The 619-nt window shown below is 48.6% G+C and carries 1 protein-coding gene and 1 pseudogene; both read right to left on the bottom strand.

Features of this window, described 5'->3' with window-relative positions:
* Nucleotides 1–308 (bottom strand): PHP domain-containing protein (locus R8N49_RS28430; RefSeq protein WP_318190607.1); only part of this gene is annotated, 308 nt, incomplete at its 3' end.
* Between the two features lie 6 nt (nucleotides 309–314).
* Nucleotides 315–619 (bottom strand): annotated as a pseudogene (locus R8N49_RS28425) (DNA polymerase Y family protein); the annotation flags it as partial.

Here is a 619-nt window from a genome sequence, read left to right as displayed (position 1 = left end):
TTTTCGCTGCGTCGTTTCGCGTTAGTGATGATACGGCACATCTCAGCATAAGCTTTACGGCAGGGGCAAAGTAGGACTATTTGGCACTCTTCGTTGAGCCAGAACATGCTGCCGACGATCTGTTTGATATCAAGTTTATGCTGCTCAATCGTTGCATGGGCTTTGACCACGCCAGCGACCGAGCACTCATCAGTAATCGCGATGGCATGGTAGCGATAAAAAGCCGCTTGCAACACAAGCTCTTCTGCATGAGAAGCGCCAGTGAGGAAAGAGAAATTAGACTGACAAAATAATTCTGCGTAACTCATAACGACTCAACAAAAATAGCCATGAAGAAACCAATGTTTATGTTGATCGCGAAATACCCATAACCAGCGACCTTGCTTGGTATGAGCAATGTAGTAATCGCGCATAATTTCGTCGCCATCCCACCATCCGGATACGATTCGTTCTGGTCCATGCACCAGCGATACTTGTTCTTGCAGAGCAATTGGGGCAGGCAGTTGCATTGCTGGGCGCAGCAAATCTGGGATGCTATGAGTGGGTACGTCTGGCTCATAGGCTAGTCGGTATTGGCTGGCTTTCTCCGGTCTTGGGTCGCAGGCAATATCTGGCTTGA

It is taken from the genome of Vibrio sp. 1978 (genome assembly GCF_033344345.1).
Note: the sequence above shows the minus strand (reverse complement) of the source record. Positions and strands in the feature narration are given on the sequence as shown.